A 24,969-nucleotide genomic window follows, 5' to 3' on the forward strand; every position below is an offset into this window, starting at 1 on the left:
AGTACATCGAGATGGAGTACAACAGCGACCGGCTCCACTCGTCCCTGGGGTACATCACCCCTCAGCAACATTTTTTAGCGGTTGCTGCTTAATCCGTGTCCGCTGCGACTTGACCAGAACATGGCGGAACTGCTGGGTGTTCATATCGCTCGCTTCCCCAGCAGCAGCGGCCTTCCCCGAATCAGAATCAAAGGCGGGCCTTACAAACTACTTACAACTACTACAAGGCCCTCAACTTCGTAGTCTGATTTGCGACGGGTTGATTCCAAACTGCTTACGGAAAGCCGTGGCAAAATGGCTGGCATTGGCATACCCCAGATCAGACGCCACGCGCATCACTGAATCTTCACCAGCCAATAGCCTACTGCGGGCTTTTTCCATCCGCGCCTGTTGAAAAACCCCATAGACACTATTGCCAAAAACCTGGCGAAAACCTCGGGTCAGCTTGGGCAGGCTCATCCCAGCCTCTCGAGCTAATTCGGGCAGGCTGGGAGCCTTACCCAAGTCGTCTAGCAGACGCCCTCGGGCACGCATTAGACGCTGACGATCCATATGGCTGACCCGGCAGACACATTCCGCGCTCCGGCGCGTCTCCATGAACAAGCTGACCAAGGTTACGCTCTGTCCATATAGCCACAAGCTGCTACGCGCACTGGGCCCCTGGTCCATCGCGCCGCAGAGCATATGCGCCGTCGCACTCATTTCACCGTTACGGTGACCTTTCAGGAAACAATGATCGCAAGCCAACGCCTTGTGTAGGGGCGGATCGATTTCCAGTTCCCATTGAGACAACAGTTCGGGGCTAACCATGACGGTGACGTTATCGATCTCACCATGTTGGTAATAGAAGCCATGCCGGCAACGCCCGAAACTGATGTTTCCTGAGCCTTCATCGATAGCGAAGCGCCGCTGCCGGTGCCCGTCGTGGAAACTACAGACCGCCTCGCCCTTGAGCACATTGGTAAAGCTGAAGTGGATGCACTCGCTGTCGTCATATAGAGGAATTTTCACAGGCTGTTCGAAAGTACTTTGCCAGCGCACAATGTCCAGCCCTTCTTGCAGCGGCACCCGGGTTACCCGGCATAGGGTCTCTGGACTGGAATCGGTCCCATAACCATCCGTAATGAGGTGCGAGATCGGCATTGAGTCCTTTGCCCCCTTTTCGACGGCAGCCATTTTGAATCTCCTTAGCGACAGGATGCGGCTGAAATTAAATCACACCGGGCCCCATTAATGCAACTGATACTCAATATCATTTAAGAAGCTCTGTTGCACGCGTACGGGCTATCATCCGCGCCGCACGGTAATCAACATCCCACGATGCGTATGGGTAAGCCCAACAGCTTCTCGGTTATCATCGATAATTCTTATAAAATAAGATTTTATCTTGATTGAATGCTGGCACGCCGCCTCGTATGAGGTTCACTGGCCATGCGCAACGAACCAGCCCAGACGCGTCAGACAGGAATAGTGAGGCGGCGCCGAGTCATCAGGTGAAGTGGTTCAATCTATTGATTCTGCGCGGTATCGGATGCCAATGGCCGCCACACTTGACGGCTTTGGTCAGAGCAGGGACGAACGCGAGGAACCCCGGCATGCTGTTCAGACATGAACAGCTCGCGGCGACAAGGAAGAGATCAGCCCGCGATGAAGTTGCTCAGCAAGGCGGTTTCCGGGCGAAGAACCGCCAGACCGTCACGTCCATGACAGTCTGGCGAGTGATTGCTAGTAAACCGCTCTGTTTCTCTCATTTATGCGCGATCAGAACGAGTAGCTGTAGCCGACCCCCGCCGAACGCCCTCGTCCGGGCATTCCGGTCAACACCTGATCAGTGGAGTACGAGCCATACAAGTCGTACCGAGTATCCAGCAGATTGTCTCCCCACAGATACACTTCCGAAACACCTACCTCCACACCCAAATGTAGATCAAGCTTGGCGTAGCCCTTGAGATCGTAGTGATTCTGCGGGTCGGCCGGGCGGCTCTTCTGCACGCGGTAGTTGACCAGGGAATTCAAGCGGGGAGCTGTCAGGCCGAGAAAATCCGGTAGGTTTTTCTGCCATGCGACACTGAAATTACCACTCCATAACGGCACATCCGGCACTCGATTGCCCGCCGCCACATCGCCGCCTGATACCCCCGGCGCATCGGAGGTCACCACTGCGTTGGTGTAGCTCACGGCGCCACTCAGGGTGAGCTCGTCGTTGACATGCCAGGTACTCGAAAGCTCGGCACCCTTGCTACGGGTATCGGCGTTGACTGCGCTGACCGCCAGGGTATTGAAGTCGTAACCCAGCAAGTGATCGTCCTGGACACGAATAAAGAACAGCGCGCCTTCAAGAATCAAGGCACCATCGGTGGTTTCATGCTTGAAGCCCAGCTCGGCGGCGTTAACCTTGGCCGCCTTATAGGGTTCGCTGTCCCTGGTCGAGGTGGCGTAATCATTGAACCCTGCCGACTTGTAGCCTCGGGAGAGCACCATATACAGGCTGGTCTGATCCGTCAGCGCATAGGACAGCGCGCCCCGGCCGGTGCTGTAATTGTCGTGCAGGCGACGACTGTCGCTGACCGCGCTGCCGGGACTGAGGTAATCGGCACCGTAAGTCTTGCGATCCCAGGTATGACGCAAACCGGCTGTGAGTTTCCAGTCCTGCGCGATCGGATAAGTGACCTCACCATAGGCGGCGTAACTGTTGGTGCTGAAATCGCGCCTCTGCTGTGCTCCACTGGTGAAGTTGTCGGAATCGAAACTGCGCTCCGAACGCGACAGATTGAGCCCGGTGACCCAGAACACATCGGAGTGGGCCAACGAACTCAGGCGCAGATCCTGATTCCATACCTGCTCATAGGCAGAGTCCTCGATAAGGTACTCGAACGGCGAGCCGAACAGCGCGCGGGTGATGTTACGATCATAGCCTTTGACCGCATTAAGATCGGTGCTGGTGTAGGCGCTGATGGAGGTAATCCGTGCCTGCGCCAGATCATGATTCAGCTCGAAGGAGTAGCGTTCGTTGGTTTTCTGATTGTCATCAAACACCCCCGGCGTGTAATCCAGAGACGGTGGGTTGCCAAAGGGCCTGAGCATTTCCAGGCCGGCATAGCGATCCGCCCGTTGCCGCTCGGCAACCAGCAGGCCCGTGGTGCCTTGGTCGTTGTCCCAGAGCAGGCTACCGCGCAAGGCTAGATCCCGGGGTTTGGTCATGGGATCATCGTCCTGCTGGGAATCGACCCAGTTGTCGAAGCCGCTGCGACGCACTGCGGCCCTTCCGGCCAAGGTTTCCGTCAATGGCCCGCCCACCGCACCTTCGGCCATAAACTGGCCTTGACTGCCCACTTCTCCGCGTGCGTAACCTTCCAGGTGGCGGGTCGGTTTACGGGTAGTGACGTTGATCGCACCGGCTTCGCTATTACGCCCGAACAGAGTGCCTTGGGGCCCCTTCAACACTTCTACTTGCTGCACATCCAGGGTAGCCAGTGCGGCGTTACGCACCGACATGGACACACCGTCGATATTGAGCACCACCGAGCCGTCATCCATGCTCATCTGGTTCAGCGAGCCGACCCCACGAATGCGTACGTTGGCGTCATTGGCGCCGCCCCAAGAATTGACATCCACCCCCGGTATGGTTCGCAGCGCGTCCTCGAGCGTGCGCAAACGGCGAGTTTCCAAGGTTTGCCCATCGATCACCGAAAGGCCGAAGGGAATATCACTGGCGCTCTCCTGGCTCAACCGGGCGCTGACCGTCAGAGGCGCCATCTCGATGGCATCGTCACTGCTACCCTCCAACTGATGGTCCGCGGCAAGGGCCGGGTATATCTGACAGGAAAGGCCAAGGGCCAAAGCTTGTGTCAAAGCGTTGGGCCGCCATCGTGCAGGACGGCGTGACGGCTTGAGAGAGTATCGAGATGGCATGGACAAAGGCTCCAATGGGAAAAGTACAGTGGATCGAACTCATCACGGCGCGCTCCAGCGCCTGAGCGCCTCGGCTACGGTTTGATCTGAGGGCGCCCCCAGCAGGTCCTGTACAGTGGCCGGCCATTGCTGACCGGTACGGGTCTCGGCGGTCAGCGCCATAAGTTCTTCTGGAGATTGCCTGGCAACCCAGTCCAGGCTGGCCAATGGTGCATAAAACTCTGCCCAGCCAAGCTCACGGGCCTCGGACAAGGTGCCGACAGGCTCACCGTCGCGCCCCAGGGCCAAGATCAGGTCGTCAGCCTTGAGCTTCACCAGTGCCGACCGCGCTTGCGGACCATCCACATCGCCTACGCACAGCAAGCCGATAGCGCCGGCCACTCCCTGGCTGAGCCACTGGTATCCGGGCCACTGGCGCAGATCGCTGGCATCGAGCAGCACACGGCGCGCCAGCAACTCGGCGATATGCGCGCGCCGAGCCCAGCGACCGACGCCCTCCGCCGCGACGTCCCAAGCGGGTGACTGAGCGAGCAGCAGATGCCCGTTGCTCAAGCGGCTGATTCCCATGCCGGTCGGCCACTGGCTCAACGCATCGACACTGGGACTGCTGCCCAGGCGCCGTGCCACACAGGCAGCCATGACTTCCAGGTCTTCGCGCACGTCGAGGCTGGTTTGCAAGCGGCTGCCATCGGCTAGCACCTGCACGTCATCCAGCGCTATCGCGGAGTGTCCTGTCGGCCAGGCGTACGCGAAGTCCAGTGGAGCCTCGCTACTGGCGCTGACGTCATGACCGTTCACCTTGATCAGCCACTGCCATGCACCTGCAGGCGCCACGGCTTGCACGGCAACGGCCGAACCTGCTGGCAATACCGGCAACTGCGCGGTCAAGCCTGCGTCGACACGGTGCGCGGGCACGCGCAGCCAGAGCTCACTATCGAAGCCCAGACGCGGAACAACACGGCGCGCCTCCAGCCAGACACCCTGCGGACCCAGCCAGAAGTTCTCACCTTCTCTCGGCCATCCGGCCGCGCTCAGGATCCAGTGCAGCTCCACGTCGCAGCCGGTAGCGGCGCATTGCCCCAAAGGCACTCGCAGGTGTTGCACCTCCTGTTCGACGTTCACCGCCTGGCCCATCACGCGAGCTGCCGTCACCCGCAAACCTTGTGGTAGTTCTGCATCCAGATGGCGACTGTCGGCAATGACCTCATCCAGGCGCCACTGACCCTCGACCTGGCGATTCAGGCTATCGATATTCAACTGCAGGCGGCCACCGGCTACTTGCCAGGCCCCGGCGCCAGCCAGCCAGCGCTGTTCCCAGGCGGCGCGTTCGGCACGGTCCTGAGTCGGGGACAGGTAATCGCCCTGCTCCACCAGATGCCGATGGAGCCACGCACCGCTACCGAGCATGCCCATGATGCCCAACGCCAGCAGCACGCCAGGCACTCCGAGCAAACGCGCGCGTACCAGGGCAATGCGCCGCCGTTCCGGGCCACGCGGCAAGCCCAGGGCGGCCACCGCCAACAGCACCATGCACCCGGCCAGTTTCCAGGTCGTCAGGGTTGTCAGGTATGGCCACCAAGGCGCCCAGCCCGTCATCCGAGACAAGGCGACATGGGCTGGAATCCCCATTTCATAGGCCGGGTAACTGACCAGACCCAGTTCGTGGTTGAGCACCAGGAAGAACGTCAGCAGCATAGAGGTGGCATAGGCCAGGCCGCTGCGACGAATCAAGGCGTGCACCAGCACCGTCAGCAGCGCCAACTCCATCAAGGGAGGGGTGAACACCAGCAATTGGTAGATCAGTACAAATCCCGGTGCGAGACTGTCTGGAGCTGCGATGGCGCTGATCAGCAGGCTCGCGATACCCGGCACCAAAGCCAGCAGCAGCGTCGCCAACGATACACAGCCCACTCGCCCCAATAAACGCAGCCATATCGGCGCTGGCGTGGCCTGCAACATCTCGCCCAGACCGTCAACATCGTCGCGTCGACAGACCAAGCCGACCAAAGCCGCGACGATAAAGGCGATCACCAGGAAAAGCGCACTGGACAGCAGAGGCAGTGTCAGATCCGCCCGTGGCACCATGGGCCCGCGGACATGCCATACAACGTGGACGAAACCACTGAGCAACCCCATCACCAACAGTAGCCCGAGGGCGACCCACCAGATCCTGCGGGCGAATACCTGCCGGATCTGCCAACAGGCCTCGTACCACAAGGCCTGCGACCAATGGATGGCCAGCAATGGGCCAGGTAAGCGGGTGTCGACGGCCAAGCGCATCGGCGGTTCGGCCAGCAACGCGCCGGCACGACGCCCCATCAAACCTTGCCGGCTGGTGCGCGCCAACACCACGGTGAGCAGAATCAGTGGCAGCACACACCACAGTGCCCGGTTCAACCAGAACCCAGAGGTCAATGCCAGCAGCGACTGCGACTTCTGCGCTGCCGTCCAGGTCTCCACCTGGGCCAGGGCAAAGGTGAACAACGAGGGGTCGAGGCTGGCGGCCAGCAGCGGATTGATATCGCCCCCCTTGAGCACTACCACCGCGAACATCCACAACAGCATCAGTACAGTCGCCAGTGCGAAGGGTGCGGCCAGGCCACGGCTGCGCAAGGCCAACAGATAGTACAGCGCGCCAATCCCACTACTGGCCGGCAGCAGCAAGGCGACCCAGGCGAAGAACAGGGCCGACCAGGCAGGTGCGCCGATGCTCGCCATTGGCACCCAACCGAGCCAACCCAGTATCGGGCTGAAGATAAATCCGATGATCAACGAACTGGCGAGCAGCGCGCCGACCACCGCGGCGCCGATGAAGCGTCCCCACAGCAGCGCCGGCAACGACAGCGGCAGTGCCAGCACGACCTCTTCCAACTGCGCCTTGCGATCGCGCAGAGCCGGCTGGGCGAAGACCCAGGCCCAGGCGAAGAACAGGAAAAACATACAACCACAGGACATCAGATAGATCAGGCTGGGGGCGTTGCGGGCGATCTCGCTGGCCCCCATCTTCTGCACATAGTCGGCGTTGGTCAGCGCCATCAGCAGATAACCGGTGAGGCCGAAGAACACCAATACAGGGATGCCGCTACGCAGCCCTGCGCGCACCTCGACCACGGCCTCGCGCATCAGCAAAGCGAAGGTATTCATGCGCCTGACGCCTCGCCTGCCTGGGCCAGCGCCAGATAATAGATGTCCTCCAGGCGTGGCGCATGGGGCGTGAAACGCGGATCGGCGGGGCGCTCGCCGTGCACGATGACACGGCTGCCCTCGGGGGTGGCCGCTACATGCAGCGCGTCAGGGAGGGGTTCGCCTCGACCGAATAAAGCCTGCCACAGCCTGCCCTGCTCGGCACGGAGCAGATCCGCCGGGCGCCCCTCGACGATGATCTGTCCGCCGGCCAGTACCGCCAGGCGGCTGCACAGATTCTCGACATCCTCGACGATATGGGTGGACAGCAGCACGATAGCCTCGGCCGCAACATCCGCCAGCACCCGATGAAAGCGATTGCGCTCAGCCGGATCCAGGCCCGCCGTAGGTTCATCGACGATCAACAGTCGCGGCGAACCCAACAGCGCCATGGCGATGCCGAACCGGCGCAGCATGCCGCCCGAATAGGTCGCCAGGGCGCGATGCGCCGCCTCTGTCAGGTTGACCTTCTCGAGCAACCCTGCGATCTCCTGCCGACGCTGGCGCGCGTCGGTACGTCCCTTGAGCCAGGCAAAACGGTCCAGCAGATCCCGTGCGCTGACGCCCGGATAAGCCCCCAGTTGCTGCGGCAAGTAGCCCAAGCGCCGACGCAGGTGATCGGAATCGGCCAGCACATCCACACCGTCCAAGTGAATGCTGCCGGCATCCGGCTGCTGCAAAGTCGCCAAGGTACGCATCAGGCTGCTCTTGCCGGCACCGTTGGGTCCGAGCAACCCATACATGCCCGGCTCGATGCTCAGGTCCACGTTGCGTAGCGCCTGGACGCCGTTGGCGTAGCGCTTGCGTAGACCTCGAACTTGTAAACCCGCATCGATCGACATCGGCAATCCCATGAGCGACACGCCAATGCCGAGTATCTCGAGACAACCCGAGCCTGCCGGACGGCGCTTGTGAGAGGGAGACACAGTCCCTACGAAAAGGGCAGGTGGGCGACTGTAGACAAGGCAGGCGACGAGCTCTACCCGATCCGAGTCATTTTCCAACCGTATCGCGTTAACTCCGCCTGCTCCCCGCCAAGCTCCCTCCTGTCCGAAGGCAAATCCGGAAAACGGATACGGGGCTAAAACGATTCGATCCGGGTAGTCGAACAAATGCGAATGGCTAGCATCCTCCTCATGTAGTCACCTGAACCCATGCCTGCGCCAACACTTCAGCGTGATCGAACCGCCCCATGTGCACATCGTGACCGCGCATCTGCTCGAGGCCCTGCGGAAAAACTCATGACAACCGCCTTGAAAACCCTCAAACGCCCGGTCAATGGCCTGATTCGAATCGGCGTGCTGTTCGCCGCCGTCGGAGCACTGGTCAACCTGCTGCCCTTCGTCGCGCTGACCGAACTGGGTCGCTTGTTGCTGGCCGGCGACAACGCCCTCCATTCGTTGTGGCTGTGGGCTGCGCTGGTGGTACTCAGCCTGAGCCTGGGCTGGATGGCCAATGGGCTGGCCCTGTGGCTGACCCACTTGGCCGACCACCGCCTGCAAGCCAGCCTGCGCGAGGCCATGGTCAGCAAACTGGGGCGCGTGTCCCTGGGCTGGTACAACGACACCACCTCCGGCGCCGTGCGTAAGGTGGTGCAGGACGACCTCGAAGACCTGCACCACCTGGTCGCCCATCATGCCGTAGAGCTCACCGCCGCGATTGTCACACCTCTGGCCGGGTTGGCCTGGCTGGCCTGGCTGAACTGGCGCCTGGCGCTGCTGGCGGTATTGACCTTGCCCATCTACACCGTGGCCTACGCCCTGATGATGCGCGGCTTCGGCAGCAAGATGCAGCTGCTGGACAAGAGCATGACCCGGGTCAGTGCCGCCATCGTCGAGTTCGTCCATGGCATCGCCGTGGTCAAGGCCTTTGGCCAGACGGGCCAGGCCCATCGCAGCTATCAGCATGCGGTCAGCCAGTTCGGCGAGCAGTACGCCGGATGGGTCCGGCCGCTGCTGCGCCTGGAGGCGTTTTCCTCCATGGCCCTGAGCGTGCCGGTGATCCTGCTGGCAAGCCTGGGAGTGGGCAGCCTGTTACTGGCCAAAGGCTGGATCACCCCATTGCAGCTATTCGCCGAAACCCTGGTGGCAGTGTTCATCCCACAGTCGCTGCTGGTGATCAATCAGAGTCTGACCGCCCAACGCACGGCCCTGGCCGCTGCCGGACGGATCGAGACCCTGCTCGCCGTCGAAGAACTGCCCGTGCCGAAGGTCTGCGTACAGCCGCAAGGCAGCGACATTACCTTCGAGCGGGTGCAGTTCGGCTACGACCCCGAGCATCCGATTCTCACCGGCGTCGATCTGCACTGTCCGGCAGGCAGCATAACCGCCCTGGTGGGTGCCTCCGGCGCCGGCAAATCGACCCTGGCCAAGCTGGTGCCGCGCTTTCATGACGTCAGCGCCGGGCGTGTCATGGTTGGCGGTGCCGACGTGCGGGAAATAGACCCGCGGCAGCTGTATCGGCACGTAGGCTTCGTGTTGCAGGACGCGCAACTGGTGCACGGCAGCGTCGCCGACAACCTGCGTCTGGGCCGACCGAACGCCAGCGAGCAGGAGATGCAGGCCGCCGCAGAATCGGCGCGGATTCATCAGCGCATCCTGGCCCTGCCCCGGGGCTACCAGTCGGTGATCGGCGAGGACGCGATATTCTCCGGCGGGGAAGCGCAGCGGCTGTCCATAGCCCGCACCCTGCTGACCGATACGCCAGTGCTGATCCTCGATGAAGCCACCTCCCATGCCGACCCCGAATCCGAGGCACAAATCCAGGATGCGCTGTCGGTGCTCGCCCAGGGACGCACGGTTCTGGTGATCGCCCATCGTCTGGCGAGCATCCGCGGCGTGGATCAGATCGTCGTTCTCGATCGGGGGCGGGTGGTCGAGCGCGGCCGCCACGAGCAACTGCTCGAAGCGAACGGCGCCTATGCCCGGCTATGGCGCGCCAGCGCCGAAACCACCGCCCCCAACCTGGAAGTGTCCCTGTGATCCGTAGTCTTCGCACATTGCTGGGCCCGGCCCATACCGCCCGTCTTTACCGCTATCTCGCCTGGCTGGTGGCCAGCGCCGTGCTGCAAGGTGTGGCCGTGGCCTTGCTGGTGCCGATCCTGCGCGCGCTACTGGCCAATGACCTGAGCACCGCCATGACCTGGCTGGCCGGCCTGGCAGCACTGGTGGTACTGACGTGCATCGCCCATTACCAACAGGCCATGAAGGGTTTTGCCCTGGCCCTGGTGGTGCTGACCACCTTGCATGATCGCCTCGGCCAGCACCTGGTCAGCCTGCCGCTGGGCTGGTTCGATTCGGAAAAGGTCGGCCGCCTGTCCCGCAGCGCCACCAGCGGGACGCTGATGGTCACCGGCCTGTTCGCCCATTATCTGGGCCCGGTAGTGTCCGGGGTGGTGGTGCCCGCCACCGTGGCCTTGACCCTGTTCGTCTTCGACTGGCGACTGGGTCTGACAGCGATGCTCTGTGCTCCGCTGATCTACTGGACTCATCGCTGGTCGGCCGCGGCCATTGGCAGTACCGATGCGCGCGTCGAGGCCGCCGCCACCCTGGCCGGCAACCGCGTGGTGGAGTTCGCCCGCTATCAGCAGGTGCTGCGTGCCTTTGGCAGGACCCAGGAAGGCTATCGACCGCTGCAGGACGCCAACCAGGCGCAGCATCAGGCCGGCGGCTCCATGCTGGCGCACACCTTCCCCAAGCTGCTGGCCGGCGGCCTGAGCGTGCAACTGGCGTTCGCCCTGCTGGTGGGGGTAGGGATTGCCTTGGTCGTTCATAGCCAGATCGATGCCATCGAACTGATCGCCTTGCTGGCCCTGTCGGCGCGTTTCGTCGGTCCGCTGGCCGAAGCGGCCGCCCGCAGCGGCTTGCTGCGCATGGCCGGTAACGACCTCGAACACCTGGCAGGCATCCTGCGCGAGCCGCCGCTGGCGCAGCCCGCTGTCAGCCGCCCGCTTAGCGCCCCCGGTAGCCTGTCCTTTGAGCACGTCAGTTTCGCTTACCCAGGCGGTCCAACGGTGCTACGCGACCTGAGCTTCCAGGTGCCGGCTCATTCGATGACCGCCATCGTCGGCGCCTCGGGCTCGGGCAAGACCACCGTCACTCGGCTGCTGATGCGTTTCTTCGATGCCACCGAAGGCAGCGTCAAGGTCGGTGGCGTGGATGTGCGCGAACTGACCAACGAAGCCCTGATGGCACAGCTGTCCCTGGTGATGCAGGACGTCTACCTGTTCGACGACAGCCTGGAGGCCAACATCCGCGTCGGCAACCCGCACGCCAGCATGGAGCAGGTGGCGGACGCGGCACGGCTGGCCGGGGTCGATGAAATCGTCGCGCGTCTGCCACTGGGCTGGAACACCCCGGTAGGCGAAGGCGGCGCCGCGCTATCCGGCGGCGAACGTCAGCGGGTGTCGCTGGCCAGAGCCCTGCTCAAACGTGCGCCTATCGTACTGCTCGATGAGGCCACCGCTGCCCTCGATCCGCACAACGAGGCCTACGTCCAGACGACCATCCGCACCCTGATGCAGAGCTCCACGGTACTGGTGATCGCTCATCGTTTGCCGACCATCATGGCCGCCGATCAGATCCTCGTGCTCGAGGAGGGTCGCCTGATCGAAACGGGCACCCACGCCCAGTTGCTGGCCCGCAATGGCCGCTATGCCGGGTTCTGGCACGACCGCCAACGTGCCAGCGGCTGGCGCCTGAAAGCGCAGGTGCAGCCATGCTGATCGGCATCCTCGGCGCCAGCGGCGATGTCGGCCTGGCCAATATCCGCGTCCTGCTGACCCAGGGCCTGGATGAGCTGCGTCTGGCCGAACGGGACTTTACCTAGGTTCTGGGACTGACCAGCTATTTCTGGCCTGCGCGACCAGTTCACCCTTGCCAGCCTGGCGCAACGGCCGTTGCAGCCGCACGCTGACCGGCACCATGGCGGCAGTCACGGCGATCAGTGTTAAGAGATGCTGCCATTGGCGAACTGCCGCGGCTGTACAACGCGCTCGGTTTCCCACCCGCGATGGCGACCCTGCACGGCCAGGGGTACTCGGTCGACTTGCTCACTTCAGCGCCAGCTTCGTATACTCCGGCCCATTTGGGAAATTCCTACCATAATACACAACCACTTCTGACAGGACGTGCCATGACCATCCAGTCCTTCCATCCCCCCGTGCGCACCCTGATGGGTCCCGGCCCCTCCGATATCAATCCCCGGGTGCTGGCCGCCATGAGCCGTCCCATCATCGGCCACCTGGACCCTGCCTTCGTCGGCATGATGGATCAGATGAAGGGCCTCCTGCAGTATGCCTTCCAGACGCAGAATGCCCTCACCCTGCCCGTCTCCGCCCCCGGTTCCGCCGGCATGGAAACCTGCTTCGTCAACCTGGTGGAACCCGGCGATACCGTGGTGGTGTGCATCAACGGCGTGTTCGGCATGCGCATGAAGGAGAACGTGGAACGCTGCGGCGGCACCCCGGTGGTGGTGGAGTGTGAATGGGGTCGTCCGGTGGACCCCCAGCAGCTGGAAGACACCCTCAAGGCCCACCCCGAAGCCCGTCTGGTGGCCTTCGTCCACGCCGAGACCTCCACCGGAGCCTGCTCCGATGTGAAGACCCTCACCCAGGTGGCCCATGCCCATGACTGTCTGGTGATCGTGGACACCGTCACCGGCCTGGGCGGCTGTGAACTACGGGTCGACGACTGGGGCGTGGACGCCATCTACTCCGGTACCCAGAAGTGTCTGTCCTGCACCCCGGGCCTGGCACCGGTGAGCTTCAGCGAGGCCGCGGTGGCCCGCATCAAGGGGCGCAAGCATCCGGTACAGAGCTGGTTCATGGACCTGAACCTGGTCATGGGCTACTGGGGCCCCAATGCCAAGCGGGCCTATCACCACACCGCCCCCATCAATGCCCTCTATGCCCTCCACGAGGCCCTGGTACTGCTGCGGGAAGAAGGTCTGGAGAATGCCTGGGCACGGCACCGGCATCATCACGAGGCCCTGAAGGCGGGCCTGGAGGCCATGGGTCTGAACCTGCTGGTGGACGAGGCCCACCGCCTGCCCCAGCTCAATGCGGTGAAGGTGCCGGACGGCGTGGACGAAGCCCGGGTGCGCGGTCTGCTGCTGGAGCGCTACGGCCTGGAAATCGGCGCCGGACTGGGGCCGCTGGCGGGCAGGATCTGGCGCATCGGCCTGATGGGCTTTGGCTGCAACCGCAAGAACGTGCAACTCTGCCTGCATGCCCTGGAAGCGGTGCTGCTGGAAATGAACGCCCCCATCGAGCGCGGCCATGCCATGCCTGCCGCATCGCGGGTGTACGCAGGCTGACCGTGGATACCCACCCCCACCCTTTATTCCTCCGGATAAGGGTGGGGGTGACAGGGGAAGCCTGAACGGTCTTGCAATCCCCAGACGGCAATCAGCCGCTCACCCGCAAAGATGAGAGGCATCCGGTCACGTTCCCAGGGCGGGACACCCGCCTCCTGGAGCAGCTTCTTCAGTGATCGGGTGTGTCCCCGCCACCGGATCTGCTCCCCTCCCTGCCGGAAACGCACCGTCAACGGCCCTGCCAGGTCAGACAGGGTCAGCTCCCATGCCGTCCGCAGATCGGCGGGATCGATGGTGATGCCCGGTTCAGGCAGCCGCAGCGGTGCAACGGGCATCCAGTGCAGCACCAGCCCGGCCTCCACCGGTAACAGCGGCTTCATGGCATAAAGATCATCCCGGTAGCGGCGCACCTCGGCCCCTTCCCAGGCCACCCGGGGACAGCTATCGGAACCGGCCTTGAGCATCTGCTCGATCAGGCTCTCCAGCCGCGCACGGCCCGGCATGGGCAGACCCTTGTCCTGCAACCAGCCCCGCAGGGCGTTGCGCAACCGGGGACGACGCAGTCCGGACAGACCGGCCACCGAAAGCGTGCCCGGCACACTCCCCCGCACCTGTTCCAGGTCTTCCCTGGCCCGTTCGGCCAGCAGATCCTGGGCCTCAGCCTGCAGCAACGCGGCCCGGGACAAGGTGGCATCCAGGGCAGGCCAGCGTGCCCGCAGCCGGGGCATGACCGCCTGACGGAGCAGGTTGCGGTCAAAGCGCGGGTCTGTGTTGCTGTCGTCTTCCACCCAGGTCAGGGCGGCCTTGAGGGCATGGTCGGCCAGGGTATCCCGGTCCAGATCCAGCATCGGCCGGGCCTGCCAGCCGGGGCCGAAGGGCTTGAGCCGGGGCATGGCGGCCAGCCCGGCGGGACCGGCGCCGCGCAAGAGCTGCAGGAGCAAAGTCTCGGCCTGATCACGGCGATGATGGGCGGTGAGCAGGATCTCGCCGGCCTGCATGACCTCCGCGATGGCGCGGTAGCGGGCGGCGCGGGCCGCGGCCTCGGGACTTTCGCCGGCGGCGGGCCTGGCATCCACCACCAGGACCCGCAGGGGGATGTTCAGATCACGGCAGAGGGATTCACAGTGGGCCTGCCAGCGATCGGCGTGGGGACTCAGGCCGTGATGGACATGCACGGCAACCAGGGGGGGGAAGGCGTGTCCCCCGGAAAGGGTTTGAAGGCCATGGAGCAGGACATGGGAATCCAGGCCACCGCTCAGGCCGATCAGCCAGCGGGGGGCCGGCGGGAGGCGTTCGAGAGCGGCGGCGAGAGTGTCCAGCACGGCAAGATGAAGGACCGGGCTGACGTTATTCCTTGACCTGCCCGTATTGCATGATCCGCTCATGGCGGCGGGCCATCAGGGCGTTGATGTCCATGCACTGCAGTTCATCCAGACCTTCCAGCAGGTTGGCGCGGAAGGTGTCGGCCATGGCCGCGGTATCGCGGTGGGCACCGCCCAGGGGTTCGGGCAGGATGGCATCGATCAGGCCCAGTTCCTTGAGGCGGCTGGAGGTGATGCCCATGGCCTCGGCGGCATCGGCAGCCTTCTCCGCGCTTTTCCAGAGAATGGAGGCGCAGCCCTCCGGCGAGATCACCGAATAGGTGCCGTACTGGAGCATCTGCACCTTGTCACCCACGCCGATGGCCAGGGCGCCACCGGATCCGCCCTCACCGATCACGGTGCAGATGATGGGGGTACGCAATCTGGACATCTCCAGCAGGTTGCGGGCGATGGCCTCGCTCTGGCCACGCTCTTCCGCGCCCACGCCGGGATAGGCACCGGGGGTGTCGATGAAGGTGAAGATGGGCAGGGAAAAGCGTTCCGCCATCTGCATCAGTCTCAGGGCCTTGCGATAGCCTTCCGGCCGGGGCATGCCGAAGTTGCGATGGATCTTTTCCTTGGTGTCTCGACCCTTCTGATGACCGATGACCATCACCGGCCGCCCCTCGAACCGGGCCACGCCGCCGACGATGGCCGGATCATCCGCAAACGCCCGATCCCCATGCAGTTCCTCGAAATCCGTGAACAGATGGGCAATATAGTCCAGGGTATAGGGGCGCCGGGGATGCCGGGCCAGCTGGGAGATCTGCCAGGGGTTGAGCTTGGCGAAGATGGACTCGGTCAGACTCTTGCACTTGGATTCGAGACGGGTGATCTCGTCCTGGATGTTGACCTCGGCATCATCACTGACATAACGAAGCTCTTCGATCTTGGCTTCCAGTTCGGCGATCGGTTGCTCAAATTCAAGGAAATCCGGATTCATCGGCGCTGGTCTGGGTCGGTTTTGGGAAAGGGGCCATTCTACACGGCCGGCGGTTTGGGGACAGCCCTGTGGAGGCAGCCCCGCGAGGCTACCGATAGTGAATCTGCACGGCCTCCTCCCCCAGCAGGCCCCGGAGTCGCTGTACCAGTTCCTCGGTGGGGCGCAGCTGCCAGGCATCACCCAGCCGGAAACGGGCGCGGGCACGGCCGTTGCTGTAGTTGACGAAGACCGGACAGGGACCGTCCCGGAACGGCGTCAGGCTTTCCTGCAGGGCCTCCACCAGCGCAGGGTCGGTGCCGCCGTTGAGGGTCAGGTCCACCCGCTTGGCAAACTGCTCCCGGGCCTGATCCAGGTCCATCACCTGACGACCGCGCATGCGCACGCCGCCGCTGAATTCGTCGATGCCCACGCCGCCTTCCACCACCAGCAGCCGATCCTTCACCAGCAGACTCTGGAAACGGCGGTAATCCTCACCGAACAGTCCCACCTCGATACGACCACTGCGGTCATCCAGGGTCAGGAAGGCCATGCGGCCGGACGGGGCGTTGCGCAGGCGGATGCCCACCACCAGGCCGGCGATCAGGGCATTTTGCTCCCGCTGCCGACCCCGCCCCTGGGTTTCGCCGGTCCCCTGCCCGGGGGCGCTGTCCGCCAGATCCGAGAGCAGATCGGCGATGCGCTTGCCGGTGATGCGCCGCAGCTCCGCCTCGTAGCGGGTAATGGGATGACCTGTGAGATAAAGCCCCAGGGTTTCCTTCTCCGCCAGCAGCCGGATCTCTTCCTCCCACTCCGGCAGCACCGGGGCGGCCACCGCCTCCACTTCCGGCGGCGGTGCCATGCCGAACAGATCCCCCTGCCCCATGTTCTGATCCCGGCGGTGCTGCTCGGCCCGGGACATGGCCAGGGGCAGGTTGTGCATCAGGGTGGCCCGGTTGGGGCCGATGGAATCCAGGGCACCGGCCCGGATCAGGGCCTCCAGGGTGCGACGGTTGATCTTCTGGGAATCCGCCCGCACGCACAGATCGTCCAGCGAGGCAAAGGGGCCATCGGCCCGGCGGCTGTCGATGAGCACCTGGATGGCCGACTCCCCCACCCCCTTGATGGCCCCCAGACCATAGACGATGGTCCGGTCATCCCGCACCGTGAACTCATGGCTTGACGTGTTCACGTCCGGCGGGATCACCGCCAGGTCCATGCAGCGGCATTCCTCGATCAGGTTCACCACCTTGTCGGTGTGGTCCATGTCGGCGGAGAGCACCGCCGCCATGAAGGCGGCCGGGTAATGGTGCTTGAGCCAGGCGGTCTGGTAGGACAGCAGGGCGTAGGCGGCGGAGTGGGACTTGTTGAAGCCGTAACCCGCGAATTTCTCCATCAGGTCGAAGATGTAGCTGGCGGTGGCCTCCTCCACCCCCTGCGCCACGGCACCCGTGAGGAAGATCTCCCGCTGCTTGGCCATCTCCTCGGGCTTCTTCTTGCCCATGGCGCGGCGCAGCAGGTCGGCGCCGCCCAGGCTGTAGCCGGCCAGCACCTGGGCGATCTGCATCACCTGCTCCTGATAGAGGATGACCCCGTAGGTGGGGCGCAGGATGGGCTCCAGGGCCGGGTGGGGGTATTCCACCCTGGCGCGGCCGTGCTTGCGGTTGATGAAGTCGTCCACCATCCCCGACTGCAGGGGGCCGGGCCGGTAGAGGGCCACGAGGGCGACGATGTCCTCGAAGTTGTCCGGCTGCAGACGCTTGATCAGGTCCTTCATGCCGCGGGATTCCAGCTGGAACACCGCCGTGGTTTCCTGACGTTTGAGCAGACCGAAGGTGCCGTCCTCGTCCAGGGGCACGTCGTTGACGTCCAGGGGCGGTTCGCCGGCCTCGGCCCGGCGGGCATTGATGGTCTGCACCGCCCAGTCGATGATGGTGAGGGTGCGCAGGCCCAGAAAGTCGAACTTCACCAGGCCGATGGCCTCCACGTCGTCCTTGTCGAAGTGGGTCACCACCCCCTGCCCGCCCGGTTCGCAGAACAGGGGGGAAAAATCCGTCAGGGTGGTGGGGGCGATGACCACGCCCCCGGCATGCTTGCCGGCGTTTCTGGCCACCCCCTCCAGCTTGCGGGCCAGGTCGATGAGGCCGCGAACCTCTTCGTCCTCCTCGTAACTGCGGCGCAGGTCCTCCTCCTGCTCCAGGGCCTTTTCCAGGGTCATGCCGATCTCGAACGGGATCTGCTTGGCGATGCGATCGACGAAGCCATAGGCATGGCCCAGCACGCGACCGGCGTCACGCACCACGGCCTTGGCGGCCATGGTACCGTAGGTGATGATCTGGGAAACCTTGTCGCGGCCATAGCGCCGGGCCACGTATTCGATCACGCTGTCCCGCTTCTCCATGCAGAAGTCGATATCGAAGTCGGGCATGGACACACGCTCAGGATTGAGGAAACGCTCGAACAGCAGTTCGTAGCGGATCGGGTCCAGATCGGTGATCTTCAACGCATAAGCCACCAAAGACCCGGCCCCTGAGCCTCGCCCCGGCCCCACCGGCACGGCGTTGTCCTTGGCCCACTGGATGAAGTCCGCCACGATGAGGAAGTAGCCGGGGAATCCCATCTGGCAGATCACGTCCAGTTCCACGTCCAGACGGGCCCGGTAGGCCTTCTCCTTTTCCTCCCGGCCCGGGGTGTCCGGCGGGAACAGACGCACCAGGCGCTCGTCCAGTCCGCGATGGGAGAGCTGGCGGAAATACTCGTCCGTGGTCATGCCCGCGGGGATGGGGTATTCCGGCAGATAGTTCTCCCCCAGGGTCAGGACGAGATTGCAGCGGCGGGCGATTTCCACCGTGTTGGCCAGGGCCTCGGGGATGTCGGCGAAGAGTTCCGCCATTTCCTCCGGGGTCTTGAGGTACTGCTGGGGGCTGTAGAGCCTGGGCCGCCGGGGGTCGTCCAGAACCCGGCCCTCGTGGATGCAGACCCGGGCCTCATGGGCATCGTAATCGTCGGGACTGATGAATCGCACGTCGTTGGTGGCCACCACCGGCAGATCCCGTTCCGCCGCCAGGGCCACGGCGGCGTGCAGGTAATCCTCCTCCCCCTCCCGGCCGGTGCGGATCAGTTCCAGGTAGAAGCGGCCGGGGAAGACATCGCACCAGAAATCGCAGGCCGGCCCGGCCGTATCGGGGTCTCTGGACAGCAGGGCCCGGCCCACCTCCCCTTCCCGGCCGCCGGACAGGGCGATCAGACCCTCGCAGGCCTCGCGGGTGAACCACTCGCGTTCCAGGATCGGCGTGCCGCTCTGCTGACCTTCCTGGTAGCCCCGGCTGATGAGGCGGGTGAGGCGCTTGTAACCTGGATCGTTCTGGCACAGCAGCACCAGCCGGGTGGGCGGTTCACCGGGTTCGCCGGTGGTCACCCACAGGTCGGCGCCGATGATCGGCTTGACACCGGACTTAAGGGCCGCCTTGTAGAACTTGACCATGGCGAACAGGTTGTTCTGGTCGGTCACCGCGCAGGCGGGCATCCCCGCGCCCCTGGCGGCGGCGACCAGTGGGCCCACCCGGACCAGGCCGTCCACGAGGGAAAACTCGGAATGCAGGTGGAGGTGAACGAAAGGCTGGGTCATCGCTGTGATATCTGAAGGCATGAAGCAGGCATGGGGGGACAAGATAGCAGATGCTTCACTCCGTGACCGACCGATAGATTCCCGCTTGCGCGGGAATGACGGATTCAGGACGCCTGGCAGGCCGCCCGCCGTACCGGGGCAAAGCTCATCCGGTGACAGGGGCTCGGCCCCAGGCGGGTCAGGGCTTCCAGATGCACGGGGGTGGGATAACCCTTGTGGCCCGCCAGCCCGTAGCCGGGATGCTCGGCATCCAGGGCCACCATCAGGGCATCCCGATGAACCTTGGCGATGATGGAGGCCGCGCTGATGGCAGCCACGGTCCTGTCCCCCCCCACCACCGCCCGGGCCGGACAGGGCATCGCCTCCGGACAGCGATTGCCGTCCACCAAAGCCAGGGCCGGCGTGACGGAAAGGGTCTCCACCGCCCGACGCATAGCCAGCAGGCTGGCCTGGAGGATGTTCAGCGCATCAATCTCCGCCGGGCTGCAGACCGCGATGGACCAGGCCAGGGCCCGTTCCCGGATCAGCGCGTCCAGGGCCTCGCGCCGGGCCGGACTCAGGGCCTTGGAATCCTTCAATCCCTCGATGGGACGGGCGGGATCCAGGATCACTGCCGCCGCCACCACCGGGCCGGCCAGCGGACCACGGCCCACTTCGTCCACACCCGCCACGTCAGGCCCCTGGGCCAGGTTCACCGGATCAAGCGTCATTGATGTCGTTCCCACCATGCATGGAGTAAAATGAAGGCACGACATGCTATCAAGGCGCACCTCATCAGGGCCATCGGCCCGTGCCGCGCCGCTCACCAAGCCACCGGGACCGCCCATGACCTCCACACGATGCGCCGTGATCGGCGTCGGCTATCTTGGCAAGTTCCACGCCCAGAAATACGCCGCCCTTCCCAATGCAGAGCTGGTGGCGGTGGCCGACGCCAGTGCCGAGACCGCCGCCGCCGTGGCCGAACAATGCGGATGTCGCGCCGTCACCGACTACCGCGAACTGCTTGGCCAGGTGGATGCCGTCAGCATTGCCGTGCCCACCACCCTGCATTTTCCCGTGGCCCGGGATTTCCTGGAACACGGCACCCACGTGCTGGTGGAAAAGCCCATCACCTCCACCGTGGAGGAAGCCGCCGCCCTCAACCGACTGGCCCGGGAACGAGGCGTGATCCTGCAGGTGGGACACCTGGAGCGCTTCAACGCCGCCCTGATGGATCTGGCGGGCCGGCGCGGCGAACCCCTGTTCATCGAATCCCACCGCCTGGCCCCCTTCAAGCCCCGGGCCACGGACGTGAACGTGGTGCTGGACCTGATGATCCACGACATCGACATCATCCTGGACATGGTGCGCTCGCCGGTGAAATCCCTCGCCGCCAGCGGCGCCCGGGTCCTGTCCGACGCCATCGACATCGCCAACGCCCGCATCGAGTTCGAAAGCGGCTGCGTGGCCAATGTCACCTCCAGCCGGGTCAGCCTCAAGACCGAGCGCAAAATGCGCATCTTCCAGAAAAATGCCTATGTCTCGGTGGATTTCCAGAACCGGGGGTTGTCGGTGCATCGACTGGGCGACAAGGAGATGTTCCCGGGCATCCCCGAGGTCATCAGCGAGGAAAGCTTCTTCGAGGAGGGCGATGCCCTCAAGGCGGAGATCATCGCCTTTCTGGACGCGATCCAGCATGGCACCCCGGTGGTGGTCTCCGGCGAGGACGGCCAGCGCGCCCTGGAAACGGCCATCCGCATCAGCGAACTGGTCCGACAGGGCTCCCCCATGCGCGACCGGCGCGATTGACGCCCTCACCCCCTCCCGCACAGACCGTATTCATTCAAGCAAGGAAAAATCACACCATGATTCCAATGGTCGACCTGAAGACCCAGTACCACCAGTTGAAGGATGAGATCGACGCGGGAATCGCCCAGGTCCTGGAAAATACCCAATTCATCCTGGGCCCCAACGTGCAGAGTCTGGAGCAGGAACTGGCCGACTACCTGGGCACACCCCATGCCATCACCTGCGCCTCCGGCACCGATGCCCTGCATCTGGCCCTGGCCGCCGCCGGCATCGGCGAGGGGGACGAGGTCATTACCACCGCCTTCACCTTCATCGCCACCGCCGAGGCCATCCGCTATGTGGGGGCCGTACCGGTGTTCGTGGACATCGACCCTCGCACCTTCAACATCGACGTGGCCCAGGTGGAGGCGGCCATCACCGAACGCACCCGGGCCATCATGCCGGTCCACCTGTTCGGACAGCCGGCGGACCTGCCCCGGCTCCAGGCCCTGTGCAAGGACCATGACCTGATCCTGGTGGAGGACTGCGCCCAGTCCTTCGGCGCCACCGTGAACGGCGCCCAGACCGGCACCACCGGCGCCTTCGGCTGTTTCAGCTTCTTTCCCAGCAAGAACCTGGGCTGCTACGGTGACGGCGGCCTGATCACCACCGGTTCCGATGCGCACGCCGACCAGTTGCGGACCCTGAGAAACCACGGCAGCCGGGTGCGCTATCACCATGACATCATCGGCTACAACAGCCGCCTGGACGAGATCCAGGCCGCCATCCTGCGGGTCAAGCTCAAGCACATCGACCGCTTCAACCAGGAACGGCGCCGGGCCGCCCACCGCTACAACGCACTGCTGGCCGATACACCGGTGACCACGCCCTTCGAGGACGGCCTGGGTGTGCATGTGTTCCATCAGTACACCCTGCTGACGGACCGCCGGGACGCCGTCATGCAGGCCCTGCAGCAGGCCGGGATCGCCTGTGCCGTGTACTACCCCATTCCCCTGCATCGTCAGAAGGCCTTCGGCGATAGCTGCGCCCAGATCCACCTGCCGGTGACCGAATCCGTCACCGAACGCTGCCTGTCCCTGCCCATCTATCCCGAGATCCGTGACGAGGATCTGGTGCGGATCACCGATATCATCCGGGGGGCCCTTGACTGATTCGAACACACCGCTGCATGTGATGGTTGTCGCCGGCGAAGTCTCCGGCGACCTGCATGCCGCCAACATGGTCCGGGCCATGGAAGGCCTGCGTCCCGGCAATCGCTATACCGGCATGGGCTGCGGCGCCATGCGCGAGGCCGGGGTGGAACTGATCGTGGATGCCGGACGTCTGGCGGTGGTGGGCCTGTGGGAGGTGATCGCCCAGTACCGGGATATCCGCCGGGCCCTGGAGACCCTCAAGCAACACCTGCGGTCGGACCCGCCGGACCTGCTGGTGCTGGTGGACTACGTGGAATTCAACCTGCGTCTGGCCAGGGCCGCCAAGGCCCTGGGCATCCGGGTGCTGTTCTACGTCAGCCCCCAGATCTGGGCCTGGCGCCCCCATCGGGTGAAACGCATCGGCCGGGTGATCGATGCCATGGCCGTGCTGTTTCCCTTCGAGGTGGACGTCTACCGGCGTTACGGCATCCCGGTCCGCTATGTGGGCAATCCCCTGGTGGACGTGGTCCACCCCTCCGCCGCCCCGGACAAGATCCTGGCGGACCTGGATCTGGACCCGGACCATCCTCCCGTGGCGCTGCTGCCGGGAAGCCGCAGCGGGGAACTGCGCCGCCACCTGCCCATCATGATGGCGGCCTGCCGATGGCTGCGCCAACGGCATCCCGGACTCCGATTCGTGATGCCCCTGGCCCCGGGCGTGGATGTGGCGGGAGACGTGGAACCCCATCTGGACCCTGCCCTGGACATCCAGCTGGTCAGTGGGCAAACCTATGATGTCATGGCGGTCAGTCGTGCCCTCATCATTGCCTCCGGCACGGCCACCCTGGAGGCAGCCCTGCTCAGGACCCCCATGGCCATCATCTACCGGGTCTCCCCCATCACCCACGCCATCCTGAGCCGTCTGATCCTGATTCCCTATATCGGCCTGGCCAATATCGTCGCCGGCCGGGCCGTGGTACGGGAGTTCGTGCAGGATGCCGCCACGGCGGAGAACATCGGCGCCGAAGTGGAGCGACTGCTGATGGACGAGGATTATCACCGCTCGGTGGTGAATGCCCTGGGCGAGGTGCGGGAACGCCTGGGAGAAGGCGGCGGCTCCGGGAAGGTGGCGCGGATGGCCCTGGAACTGATCGCCCATGGCCGCCTGCTCGACACCGATGACGGGGAGGTGCAACACCCTTGATCCGGTTCTGGCGACATGCCCCGCTGCCCCTGGCCCTGCTGCTCCTGGGTTACGGCTTCTGGGTCAGCCCCGACTTCAAGGAAATCGCCGCCGGGGTGGCGCTGTTCCTGTTCGGCATGCTGTCGCTGGAAAAGGGCTTCAAGGCCTTCACCGGCGGCACCCTGGAACAGGTGCTGCGGGCGTCCACCAACCGGCTCTGGAAAAGTATCGCCTTCGGCATCACCAGCACCACCCTGATGCAGTCCAGTACCCTGGTGTCGCTGGTCACCATTTCCTTCGTCAGTGCCGAGATGATCACCCTGGCGGCCGGCATCGGCGTCATCATGGGGGCCAACCTGGGCACCACCACCGGGGCCTGGCTGATTGCCGGCCTGGGCCTGCGAGTGGACATCGCCGGCTATGCCATGCCCGCCCTGGTCGTCGGTGTCATCCTCCTGCTGCAACGCTCCAAGGTCTTGCAGGGTATCGGCTACCTGGCCCTGGGAGTGGGCTTTCTGTTCCTGGGCATCCATTACATGAAGGAAGGCTTCGAGGCCTTCCAGGGGGCCTTCGATCTCTCCGGCTACGTGATTCCCGGCATCCTGGGGGTGCTGCTCTATACCGGCATCGGCATGCTCATCACGGTGGTCATGCAGTCCAGCCACGCCACCCTGCTGGTGATCATCACCGCCCTGGCCACCGGCCAGATCAGCTACGACAGCGCCCTCGCCCTGGCCATCGGCGCCAACCTGGGCAGTGCCATCACCACAGCCATCGGCGGCATGACCGCCAACCTGGGCGGCAAGCGCCTGGCCATCGCCCATGTCCTGTTCAACGTGACGACGGCAACCGTGGCCATCGTCTTCATCGGACAGATGGCCTGGGCGGTGGACCACCTGGGCGCCCTGATCGGATTGGCCGACGACGAATACCTGCTCAAGCTGGCCCTGTTTCATACCCTGTTCAACCTGCTGGGCGTCATCCTGCTGGCCCCCTTCACCGGCGTATTGGAGCGGGCATTGATCAAGTATGTGAATCCAGCCCCGAAATCCAGGGAAAAACCCCTGTATCTCTATCCCGGTGCCCTGGAAACACCGGCCACGGCCATCAGCGCCCTGCGCAAGGAGGTGGGCCATCTCTATGACAACGCCCATGACCTCATCGCCCACGGGGTCAGCCTGCGCCGTTCCGTGATCGACTCGGATCAATCCCTGGCGGACGCGGTGAAAAATACCCGTCGCATCATCCCGCTGGACGTGGACGACGTCTATGAGGCAAAGATCAAGAGCCTGCACAGCGACATCATCGCCTTCATCAGCGAAATCCAGGGCCGGGAGCTGTCCCAGCAGTCGGTGGAACAGCTCTACGACCTGCAGCAGGCCAGTCGTGACATCGTCGAGGCGGTGAAGGCCACCAAGCATCTGCAGGGTATACGGATTTAATGGTTGATGGGGCACCTTCACCCCACCAACCTGATACCACCCTCAGATGGTTGATAGATCGACCCCGTAGTTGAGTTCCTCTGCGAAGTCCGGCAGTCCGTAACC

Annotated in this window: 15 protein-coding genes; 7 read left to right on the top strand and 8 right to left on the bottom strand. The window is 64.1% G+C overall.

The genetic code is table 11. The features are described from left to right. Positions 1-231: 231 nt before the first annotated feature. The 4 genes from CKO35_RS15995 to CKO35_RS16010 all read right to left on the bottom strand — a co-directional run bounded on the left by CKO35_RS15995 (position 232) and on the right by CKO35_RS16010 (position 7,862). The gene (locus CKO35_RS15995; RefSeq protein WP_200177117.1) at positions 232-1,176 is read right to left on the bottom strand and encodes a helix-turn-helix transcriptional regulator; all 945 of its coding nucleotides are present in this window, start codon (positions 1,174-1,176) and stop codon (positions 232-234) included. A gap of 585 nt (positions 1,177-1,761) precedes the next feature. Further along, complete coding sequence (locus tag CKO35_RS16000) at positions 1,762-3,756, bottom strand: TonB-dependent receptor (RefSeq protein WP_200177118.1); 1,995 nt, start codon at positions 3,754-3,756, stop codon at positions 1,762-1,764. Between the two features lie 198 nt (positions 3,757-3,954). Beyond that, a complete protein-coding gene (locus CKO35_RS16005; RefSeq protein ID WP_200177119.1) occupies positions 3,955-7,056 on the bottom strand; it encodes an ABC transporter permease in 3,102 nt (1,033 codons plus the stop codon). After that, a complete protein-coding gene (locus tag CKO35_RS16010; RefSeq protein WP_338031817.1) occupies positions 7,053-7,862 on the bottom strand; it encodes an ATP-binding cassette domain-containing protein in 810 nt (269 codons plus the stop codon). The genes CKO35_RS16005 and CKO35_RS16010 overlap by 4 nt, the downstream gene beginning before the upstream one ends. 474 nt (positions 7,863-8,336) lie before the next feature. Here CKO35_RS16010 and CKO35_RS16015 point away from each other — a divergent pair, with 474 nt between their 5' ends. The 3 genes from CKO35_RS16015 (at position 8,337) to CKO35_RS16025 (ending at position 13,410) form a co-directional block, all read left to right on the top strand. After that, on the top strand, positions 8,337-10,076 hold the full coding sequence (locus CKO35_RS16015; RefSeq protein ID WP_200177121.1) for an ABC transporter ATP-binding protein: 1,740 nt from the start codon (positions 8,337-8,339) through the stop codon (positions 10,074-10,076). Then, positions 10,073-11,818 carry an ABC transporter ATP-binding protein gene (locus CKO35_RS16020; protein ID WP_338031818.1) on the top strand — a complete coding sequence of 582 codons (1,746 nt, stop codon included), beginning with the start codon at positions 10,073-10,075 and terminating at the stop codon, positions 11,816-11,818. Before CKO35_RS16015 ends, CKO35_RS16020 begins: the two co-directional genes overlap by 4 nt. 410 nt (positions 11,819-12,228) lie before the next feature. Further along, on the top strand, positions 12,229-13,410 hold the full coding sequence (locus CKO35_RS16025) for a pyridoxal-phosphate-dependent aminotransferase family protein (protein ID WP_200177123.1): 1,182 nt from the start codon (positions 12,229-12,231) through the stop codon (positions 13,408-13,410). Between the two features lie 23 nt (positions 13,411-13,433). On the opposite strand, the gene tilS is transcribed toward CKO35_RS16025, so the two are convergent. The 4 genes from tilS to rnhB all read right to left on the bottom strand — a co-directional run bounded on the left by tilS (position 13,434) and on the right by rnhB (position 20,028). Further along, on the bottom strand, positions 13,434-14,732 hold the full coding sequence (gene tilS, locus CKO35_RS16030) for a tRNA lysidine(34) synthetase TilS (protein WP_200177124.1): 1,299 nt from the start codon (positions 14,730-14,732) through the stop codon (positions 13,434-13,436). 25 nt (positions 14,733-14,757) lie between these two features. Continuing rightward, entirely contained in the window at positions 14,758-15,714 is a 957-nt protein-coding gene (accA, locus tag CKO35_RS16035) for an acetyl-CoA carboxylase carboxyl transferase subunit alpha (RefSeq protein ID WP_200177125.1), read from the bottom strand. An 88-nt stretch (positions 15,715-15,802) separates the two neighbouring features. Next, on the bottom strand, positions 15,803-19,318 hold the full coding sequence (gene dnaE / locus CKO35_RS16040; RefSeq protein ID WP_200177126.1) for a DNA polymerase III subunit alpha: 3,516 nt from the start codon (positions 19,316-19,318) through the stop codon (positions 15,803-15,805). Between the two features lie 104 nt (positions 19,319-19,422). Then, the gene (gene rnhB / locus CKO35_RS16045) at positions 19,423-20,028 is read right to left on the bottom strand and encodes a ribonuclease HII (RefSeq protein WP_200177127.1); all 606 of its coding nucleotides are present in this window, start codon (positions 20,026-20,028) and stop codon (positions 19,423-19,425) included. Positions 20,029-20,143: 115 nt separating this feature from the next. Here rnhB and CKO35_RS16050 point away from each other — a divergent pair, with 115 nt between their 5' ends. Genes CKO35_RS16050 through CKO35_RS16065 form a run of 4 tightly spaced genes read left to right on the top strand, consistent with a single transcriptional unit; the run spans position 20,144 to position 24,864 of the window. Further along, positions 20,144-21,106, top strand: a complete 963-nt coding sequence (locus CKO35_RS16050) for a Gfo/Idh/MocA family protein (RefSeq protein WP_200177128.1) — start codon at positions 20,144-20,146, stop codon at positions 21,104-21,106. 56 nt (positions 21,107-21,162) lie between these two features. Then, positions 21,163-22,257 carry a DegT/DnrJ/EryC1/StrS family aminotransferase gene (locus CKO35_RS16055; protein WP_200177129.1) on the top strand — a complete coding sequence of 365 codons (1,095 nt, stop codon included), beginning with the start codon at positions 21,163-21,165 and terminating at the stop codon, positions 22,255-22,257. Then, positions 22,250-23,443: a lipid-A-disaccharide synthase gene (gene lpxB, locus CKO35_RS16060; RefSeq protein ID WP_274600861.1), complete on the top strand. Its 1,194-nt coding sequence runs from the start codon at positions 22,250-22,252 to the stop codon at positions 23,441-23,443. The genes CKO35_RS16055 and lpxB overlap by 8 nt, the downstream gene beginning before the upstream one ends. After that, complete coding sequence (locus CKO35_RS16065) at positions 23,440-24,864, top strand: Na/Pi cotransporter family protein (protein WP_242467281.1); 1,425 nt, start codon at positions 23,440-23,442, stop codon at positions 24,862-24,864. The genes lpxB and CKO35_RS16065 overlap by 4 nt, the downstream gene beginning before the upstream one ends. The last annotated feature ends 105 nt before the right edge of the window (positions 24,865-24,969 follow it).

It is taken from the genome of Ectothiorhodospira shaposhnikovii, assembly GCF_016584105.1.
Taxonomy (GTDB): Bacteria; Pseudomonadota; Gammaproteobacteria; order Ectothiorhodospirales; family Ectothiorhodospiraceae; genus Ectothiorhodospira; species Ectothiorhodospira shaposhnikovii.